10 protein-coding genes are annotated in these 7,948 nt (G+C 60.6%); 6 read left to right on the top strand and 4 right to left on the bottom strand.

Features of this window, described 5'->3' with window-relative positions; genetic code table 11:
• Positions 1 to 98: 98 nt before the first annotated feature.
• The 4 genes from scpB to EJA71_RS07755 form a co-directional block, all read right to left on the bottom strand.
• Positions 99 to 1,082, bottom strand: a complete 984-nt coding sequence (scpB, locus tag EJA71_RS07770; RefSeq protein ID WP_158955668.1) for an SMC-Scp complex subunit ScpB — start codon at positions 1,080 to 1,082, stop codon at positions 99 to 101.
• An 11-nt stretch (positions 1,083 to 1,093) separates the two neighbouring features.
• Positions 1,094 to 1,792, bottom strand: coding sequence for a ScpA family protein (locus EJA71_RS07765; protein ID WP_178113664.1), 699 nt, complete (start codon positions 1,790 to 1,792; stop codon positions 1,094 to 1,096).
• A 123-nt stretch (positions 1,793 to 1,915) separates the two neighbouring features.
• A complete protein-coding gene (locus EJA71_RS07760) occupies positions 1,916 to 2,545 on the bottom strand; it encodes an L-threonylcarbamoyladenylate synthase (RefSeq protein WP_158955664.1) in 630 nt (209 codons plus the stop codon).
• Between the two features lie 13 nt (positions 2,546 to 2,558).
• Positions 2,559 to 3,422 (bottom strand): PHP domain-containing protein, encoded by an 864-nt coding sequence (locus tag EJA71_RS07755; RefSeq protein WP_053118270.1) that lies wholly within the window; start codon positions 3,420 to 3,422, stop codon positions 2,559 to 2,561.
• Between the two features lie 87 nt (positions 3,423 to 3,509).
• Here EJA71_RS07755 and EJA71_RS07750 point away from each other — a divergent pair, with 87 nt between their 5' ends.
• The 6 genes from EJA71_RS07750 to EJA71_RS07725 all read left to right on the top strand — a co-directional run bounded on the left by EJA71_RS07750 (position 3,510) and on the right by EJA71_RS07725 (position 7,879).
• Positions 3,510 to 4,112 (top strand): septation protein A, encoded by a 603-nt coding sequence (locus EJA71_RS07750; RefSeq protein WP_158955662.1) that lies wholly within the window; start codon positions 3,510 to 3,512, stop codon positions 4,110 to 4,112.
• A gap of 1 nt (position 4,113) precedes the next feature.
• A complete protein-coding gene (locus tag EJA71_RS07745) occupies positions 4,114 to 4,413 on the top strand; it encodes a YciI family protein (protein ID WP_007919677.1) in 300 nt (99 codons plus the stop codon).
• A 150-nt stretch (positions 4,414 to 4,563) separates the two neighbouring features.
• A complete protein-coding gene (locus EJA71_RS07740) occupies positions 4,564 to 4,974 on the top strand; it encodes a translation initiation factor 2 (protein WP_158955660.1) in 411 nt (136 codons plus the stop codon).
• Between the two features lie 7 nt (positions 4,975 to 4,981).
• Positions 4,982 to 5,659, top strand: a complete 678-nt coding sequence (locus tag EJA71_RS07735) for a response regulator transcription factor (RefSeq protein WP_016771129.1) — start codon at positions 4,982 to 4,984, stop codon at positions 5,657 to 5,659.
• 231 nt (positions 5,660 to 5,890) lie between these two features.
• Positions 5,891 to 6,340: an LTXXQ domain protein gene (locus EJA71_RS07730; RefSeq protein WP_158955658.1), complete on the top strand. Its 450-nt coding sequence runs from the start codon at positions 5,891 to 5,893 to the stop codon at positions 6,338 to 6,340.
• A gap of 198 nt (positions 6,341 to 6,538) precedes the next feature.
• Positions 6,539 to 7,879, top strand: coding sequence for a HAMP domain-containing sensor histidine kinase (locus EJA71_RS07725; protein WP_158955656.1), 1,341 nt, complete (start codon positions 6,539 to 6,541; stop codon positions 7,877 to 7,879).
• The last annotated feature ends 69 nt before the right edge of the window (positions 7,880 to 7,948 follow it).

The following is a 7,948-nucleotide window of genomic DNA, read 5'->3' as shown; positions in this document are numbered from 1 at the left end:
TCGCGATAGCGGTGTGTCAGTCGACATCTTCTTGGCTGATACACCGCTATCGCGAGCAGGCTCACTCCTACAAGGGATCGCGGTGTTTTGAGGGCGGGTCAGTCTTCGAACTCGCGGCGTTCAGCTTCGATCGCTTCGGCCAATGCGCGGGCTTCGGCTTCTTCTTCGCTCAGCTCCGGTTCGGGTGCTGGCGCCGGTTGTTCGAGGGCGGCGACAGCGGCCAACAGCTTCTCGCGGGCTTGAGCGACGCCAAGGATGTCCTCCTCCGGTTCGGCTGCTGGCTCGGCATCAAGTTCAACTTCAACTTCAATGACGGGCTCAGCGACCTCGGTTTCAGGCTCGGGCGTTGGCGCTTCTGCGTCCGCCGCATCCCGCAGCAAATCGTCGAAGTCGGTCTTGATCCCCTCTTCCATGCTGTCCAGTTCCAGCAACAACGTATGGAAACTGGTTTCTTCCTTCTCTTCCTCCGGTTCGGCGCTGGCGTCGGCCAGTTCCTGCAGACCTTGCGGCACTGGCGCATCATCGAAATCGAGCACCGGGTCGGTTTCCATTTCGCGCAGCTCGGCCAATGGCGGCAGGTCTTCGAGGTTCTTCAGGTTGAAGTGATCGAGAAACATCTTGGTGGTGGCGAACATCGCCGGTTTGCCCGGCACGTCGCGGTAGCCGACGACGCGGATCCACTCACGCTCCAGCAAGGTTTTGACGATGTTGCTATTCACCGCCACACCACGCACGTCTTCGATCTCGCCACGGGTGATCGGCTGGCGGTAGGCAATCAGCGCGATGGTTTCCAGCAAGGCGCGGGAATAGCGTTGCGGGCGTTCCTCCCAGAGTCGGCCAACCCACGGCGAAAACTTCTCGCGGATCTGCAAGCGATAGCCGGACGAGACTTCCTTGAGTTCGAACGCACGGCCCTCGCAGGACTTGCCCAACAGGGTCAGGGCTTTCTTGAAGACTGCAGGCTCGGGGCGTTCGCCCTCTTCGAACAGTTCATAGAGGCGATCAAGGGATTGTGGCTTTCCCGAGGCCAACAGAAAGGCTTCAAGCAGGGGCGCCAGCTCGCGGGGTTCAGTCAGGTTCATGTTTCGACTCGTTATTCGGCTCGGGCTCGCACGTGGATCGCGGCGAACGGCTCATTCTGCACCAGCTCGACCAAGGATTCCTTGACCAGTTCAAGGATCGCCATAAAGGTCACTACCACACCCAGCCTGCCCTCTTCGGCAGTGAAAAGCTCGACGAACGGCACAAAACCGCCGCCCTTGAGCCGTTCCAGCACATCGCTCATGCGCTCACGGGTGGATAGCGCCTCGCGGCTGACCTGGTGGCATTCAAACATATCGCCACGGCGCAGCACTTCGGCCATGCACATCAAAATCTCTTCCAGCGCCACGTCCGGCAACAGCTTGCGCGCGCGGGCTTCCGGGGCGTCGAGCTTGGGCACGATCACGTCACGGCCAACCCGACTCAAGCCGTCGATGCCTTCAGCGGCGGCCTTGAAGCGCTCGTATTCCTGCAAGCGGCGGATCAGTTCGGCGCGCGGGTCGTCCTCTTCGTCTTCGACGGTTTCGGCCCGTGGCAGAAGCATGCGCGACTTGATCTCGGCGAGCATCGCGGCCATCACCAGATACTCGGCGGCGAGTTCCAGGCGCACCGACTGCATCAACTCGACATAACCCATGTACTGGCGGGTGATTTCCGCCACCGGGATATCGAGGATGTTGATGTTCTGTTTGCGGATCAGGTACAGCAAAAGGTCGAGCGGGCCTTCGAAGGCTTCAAGAAAGACTTCCAGGGCATCCGGCGGGATGTACAGGTCCAGCGGCATTTCCATGACCGCCTGGCCATAGACCATGGCGAACGGCAGTTCCTGCTGAGCGCCGGCCTGGGGATCGACAACGGTTTCCACTGCGGACATTCAGGCCTCGACCATGAACGGCGTCGGATCGCCGCAACCAATGCGAACCACTTCCGGGTCGTCGCCGGTCAGGTCGACTACCGTGGAGGCTTTGATTCCGCCAAAGCCGCCATCGATGATCAAGTCGACCTGGTGTTCAAGCAACTGGCGCATCTCGTACGGATCGCTGAGCGGATCTTCATCGCCGGGCATGATCAGGGTCACGCTCATCAGCGGCTCACCGAGTTCGGCCAGCAGCGCCAGCGCAATCGGATGGCTTGGCACCCGCAGGCCGATGGTGCGCTTCTTCGGATGCAGCAGCAGCCGAGGCACTTCGCGGGTGGCGTTGAGAATGAACGTGTATGGCCCCGGCAGGTGCGCCTTGAGAATGCGGAAGGTGCCGGTGTCGATCTTGGCGTAGTTGCCCAGTTGCGACAGGTCGCTGCAGATCAGCGCGAAGTTGTGCTTTTCATCAAGCTGACGCAAGCGTCGCACGCGCTCGATCGCAGTCTTGTCGCCGATCTGGCAACCGATGGCGTAGGAAGAGTCCGTGGGATAAATCACCACCCCGCCCTTGCGGATGATCTCGACCGCCTGTTTTATCAGGCGCGCTTGCGGGTTTTCCGGATGTATCTGGAAAAATTGACTCACATTTTCTACCTGTTCAGACGGCGGCAATATCTGTGTCATGTTTGAACCGACACCACAGGGGTGGAAGGTCCTCGGGAACCGGCCGGTACTGGCCGATCTCGGACCAGCCGCCAGGGCCATGGAAGTCACTGCCGGCGCTGACCAGCAGACCGAACTCACGGGCAAGGATTGCCAGGCTGCCCACCTGTTCCGCAGGCTGATGGCCATTGACCACCTCGATTGCATGCCCGCCTGCTTGAATATAGTCGGCAATCAGCTTTCGGCGCTTACTGCGGGTGAAATCGTAGTGCCACGGATGCGCCAGGCTGACCCAGGCATTGGCGGCGCGCAGTGTGCCGACGGTGTCTTCCAGCGTCGGCCAGTGCAACTTGACGTCACCGAGCTTGCCGGCGCCGAGCCATTTGCGGAATGCCTCGGCGCGATCCTTGACGAAACCTTCGCGGACCATCCAGTCAGCGAAATGCGGACGGGCCGGCGCATTGCCGCTGTCGCCCAGTTCCTGCTGGATTTTACGCGCGCCGTCGAGGGCGCCGGGCATGCCCTTGAGAGCGAGCTTGCGGCTTATTTCTTCCGACCGCAGCCAGCGGCCATCGTGCAATTTGGCGATAGCCTCGACCAACGGTGCGGCATTGACGTCGAAACCGTAGCCCAGCACATGAATGGTCGCGCCGCCCCAGGTGCAGGACAATTCAACGCCGTTGACCAGTTGCATCCCCAATTCATTGGCCGCCGTGCGCGCTTCGGCGAGGCCCTCAAGGGTGTCGTGGTCGGTCAACGACAGGACTCGCACGCCGTTTTCGAACGCACGCGCAACCAGAACCGCAGGCGCCAGGGCGCCATCGGAGGCTGTGCTATGGCAGTGCAAATCAACATTCACGGGGAGTTGTAACCTCAAATCAGCTGGCGCTATCGCGCGCCCATATGTTTGTTATTATGCCGCCACATCCAGCTTCTGGCTCTCACTGTGAAACAATTCATCGATTTCATTCCGCTTCTGCTGTTCTTCATCGTTTACAAACTTGATCCACGGGTCGTCGACATCGCTGGCCATGAAGTGACTGTAGGCGGTATTTACAGCGCCACGGCGATGCTGATCATCAGTTCCCTGGTGGTGTACGGCGCGTTGTTCATCAAACAGCGCAAGCTGGAAAAGAGCCAATGGCTGACCCTGATCGCCTGTCTGGTGTTCGGTAGCCTGACGCTGGCGTTCCACAGCGAAACCTTCCTCAAGTGGAAAGCACCGGTGGTCAACTGGCTGTTCGCCGTCGCTTTCATCGGCAGCCACTTCATCGGCGACCGCCTGCTGATCAAACGCATCATGGGCCACGCGCTGACCCTGCCGGATCCGGTCTGGACCCGTCTGAATATCGCCTGGATCGCCTTTTTCCTGTTCTGCGGGGCCGCCAACCTGTTCGTTGCCTTCACCTTCCAGAGCTACTGGGTAGACTTCAAGGTGTTCGGCAGCCTGGGCATGACCCTGGTGTTCCTGGTCGCACAGGGTATTTACCTGTCGCGCCATCTGCACGATGCCGATACCACAACAACAACACCAAAAACCGAGGACTGACATGCTCTACGCCATCATTGCCACCGACGTCGCCAACTCGCTGGAAGCACGCCTGGCCGCGCGCCCTGCGCATCTGGAACGCCTGCAAGCGCTCAAGGGCGAAGGCCGCATCGTATTGGCCGGCCCGCACCCGGCCGTCGACAGCAATGATCCGGGCGCTGCGGGTTTTACCGGCAGCCTGATCGTCGCCGAGTTCGACTCGCTGAGCGCCGCGCAAGCCTGGGCTGACGCCGATCCGTACATTGCCGCTGGCGTATATGCCAATGTTGTCGTGAAGCCGTTCAAGCAAGTCCTGCCTTAAAAGTCCTTCGGTGAGGGGATTTGTCCCCTCACCGTCTGCGACATTGCCTCTGGCAATGAACCTTCCTGGTTCTCGCTGCTCTCAATCGCTCATTATTCTCGTTTGCCTGCCGACAACCTGCCCAATATCCATTTGGAAGCAGGTGTAGCGATGCGCAAGGGTCCGTTGTGTCTGATGTTGGTCTCGTTGTCGATGATGACGCCCGCCCATGGTGAGGAATCCACCGAAGGCGGCAGTTCTACGCCATTGTCGCTGAGTGCCGGCAGCCAGATCACCGAACTGCAGCAGCGCCTGAAGGCCAGCGAGCAGCAACGGGAAGAATTGAACAAACAACTGCAAAATGCCGACAACACCCGCGAAAGCGCCCAGCTCGCCCGGCTGCGTCAAGAGAACCAGCGTCTCAAGCTGCAACTCAAGGAAGCACAGGCCAGCCCGGTGCCGCGTCTGTTGACCGAGCAGCAGCAGTGGTTCGTCACGGGAGCCGGGGTAGCGCTATTGGCGCTGCTCTGCGGTATCTTTGCCAGTGGAGCAAGCCGAAAACGTCGGCAATGGCTAAATTGAGTGAGTCATGAGCGAGCTGTTACTGATTGATGATGACCAGGAGTTGTGTGAACTCCTGAGTAGCTGGTTGAGCCAGGAAGGCTTCCAGGTGCGTGCCTGCCACGATGGTCAGAGTGCCCGCAAGGCCTTGGCTGAAACCGCCCCGGCGGCGGTGGTGCTGGACGTGATGCTGCCCGACGGTAGCGGTCTGGAGCTGCTCAAGCAACTGCGCAACGACCACGCCGATCTGCCGGTGCTGATGCTCTCCGCCCGTGGCGAGCCGCTGGACCGCATCCTCGGCCTGGAACTGGGCGCCGATGATTACCTGGCCAAGCCCTGCGACCCGCGTGAACTGACCGCCCGCCTGCGCGCCGTGCTGCGCCGCAGCCACCCCGCTGCCGTGTCGACACAGCTTGAGCTGGGCGACCTGAGTTTCAGCCCGGTGCGCGGCGTGGTCAGCATCGACGAGAAGGAACTGACCCTCACCGTTTCCGAAAGCCGCCTGCTCGAAGCGTTGCTCAAGCAACCCGGCGAGCCGCTGGACAAACAGGAACTGGCGCAGCTCGCTCTCGGTCGCAAGCTGACCCTGTACGACCGCAGCCTCGACATGCACGTCAGCAACCTGCGCAAAAAGATCGGCCCTCACCCCGACGGCCGCCCGCGCATCGTCGCCCTGCGCAGCCGCGGTTACTACTACAGCCTCTGAACCGCGCTCATCTCCACTGTATGAGCTGCCGAAGGCTGCGCTCTTTTGATCTTGTTTTTAAAAGACAGATCAAAAGAACGCAGCCTTCGGCAGCTCCTGCACGGGATATGTGTAAGGTTGGGCACAAAGCGTCTTTACCCAAGCTTTACGTAGCGCTGACCGCCGCTGACCTTGATCTCCGTAATCTGAACTCATCCGGAACGTACCGGGAACGAGACAAGGAGATACACCATGCGCAAGACTCTTATCGCTCTGATGTTCGCTGCCGCTCTGCCAACCGTTGCCATGGCCATGCCGCAAGACGGCGGCCCGATGGGTGGCCCGCTCGACGGCCCACGCCACGGCGGTCAGATGCACGGCATGCACGGCAAAGGCCCGTACAGCCAACTCGACCTGTCCCGCGAACAGCGCGAGCAGATCCGCAAGATCATGGGCGAGCAGATGCACGAGCGTAAGCAAGTGGTCGACAAGTACCTGGAAAAACTCTCGCCGGCTGACCAGAAAGCCATGAAGGACGAGATGGCGGCCAACCACAAGAAAGGCGAAACCGATGTGCGTGCGGTGCTGAAGCCGGATCAACAGAAGAAATTCGACGAGATCCAGAAGAAACAGGCTGAACGCCGCGCCGAATGGGCCGAGTTCAAAGCGTGGAAAGCGCAGCAGGCGCAAAAGGCGCAATAATGTTCTGACCCGGACCCGACGGTTAACCCCGTCGGGTCTATTTTCATCGGAACCCTGTAGGAGCTGCCGCAGGCTGCGATCTGATCGTTCCCACGCTCTGCGTGGGAATGCAGCCGGGGACGCTCTGCGTCCCACAGTCAAAAGATCGCAGCCTGCGGCAGCTCCTACAGGGGTTTTGCATTGTTTTGAGGATTTTCTGTGCGTTCACTGTTCTGGCGTATTCTCGCGAGCTTCTGGCTGGCCATCGCTCTGGTGGCAGGGCTGTCGATTCTGCTCGGGCACATGCTCAATCAGGACGCGTGGATCCTCAGTCGCCATCCGGGCCTCAACACCCTCGCCAGCGAGTGGACGCAATCCTACGAAGCCCAGGGCGAGGAAGCCGCGCAAGACATCCTCGAACAGCGCAAACGCCAATATCACATCGACGTTCAAGTGCTCAACGAAAGCGGCGATCCGGTCGTACGCGGCACTTTCCCGCGCCGCGCGGCGGCCTTCGAAGCAAGGCAGAACAACGACGACCGACGCCTGCCATGGCGCCGCCTGACCGACGAATTCACCAGTGAAAAAACCGGTGACACCTACCTGTTCATCTACCGCATCCCCCACCCGGAACTCGATTCCTGGCACCGCGAAAGCCTGGTCTGGCCATTGAGTGCGCTGGGCATCGCGCTGGTGGTGCTGACCCTGTTCAGCCTGCTCGTGACCTTTTCCATCACCCGTCCGCTCAGCCGTTTGCGCGGCGCCGTGCATGATCTGGGGCAGACGACGTATCAGCAGAACAGCCTGGCGAAACTGGCCAATCGTCGCGATGAGTTCGGCGTGCTCGCCACTGATTTCAACCGCATGGGCGCACGCCTGCAAAGCTTGATTGGCAGTCAGCGGCAGTTGCTGCGCGACGTCTCCCATGAATTGCGCTCACCGTTGGCGCGGCTGCGTATTGCTCTGGCACTGGCCGAACGGGCCAACCCTGAGGAACGGGAAAAACTCTGGCCACGCCTCACTCGTGAGTGTGATCGGCTGGAAGCGTTGATCAGTGAGATTCTGGTACTGGCGCGGGTCGACGCCGACAACGCCAGCGCCGAAGACGTGGATTTGAATGCATTGCTTGGCACGTTGCAGAAAGATGCACAACTTGGATTGCCCGAGCAGACGGTGCGTCTCGATGCCGATCCGCAACTGCACCTGAAGGGCTGGCCGACCATGATCGAGCGTGCGGTCGATAACCTGCTGCGCAATGCCCAGCGCTTCAACCCGCAAGATCAGGCGATTGAGATGCACGCCTCACGTCAGGGTGAAAAAATCATCGTCAGTGTGCGTGACCACGGGCCGGGCGTGCTGGCCGAACATCTGAGTCAGTTGGGCGAGCCGTTTTACCGGGCGCCGGGGCAGACGGCGGCGGGACATGGCCTGGGCCTGGCAATTGCCCGGCGAGCGGCGGAGCGGCATGGTGGGAGTTTGACGCTGGCCAACCATCCGCAGGGTGGGTTTGTCGCGAGTCTGGAATTGCCGCTGGTGCCGGGCGCGGTGGTTCAGCCATAGATTTTCGATGATGCAAAAAGATCGCAGCCTGCGGCAGCTCCTACAGGAAAACGCATTCCAATGTAGGAG

Source organism: Pseudomonas sp. PB106 (assembly GCF_009764645.1).
GTDB lineage: Bacteria > Pseudomonadota > Gammaproteobacteria > Pseudomonadales > Pseudomonadaceae > Aquipseudomonas.
The sequence above is the reverse complement of the archived record's forward strand: the minus strand, read 5'-3'. Positions and strand labels throughout refer to the sequence as shown.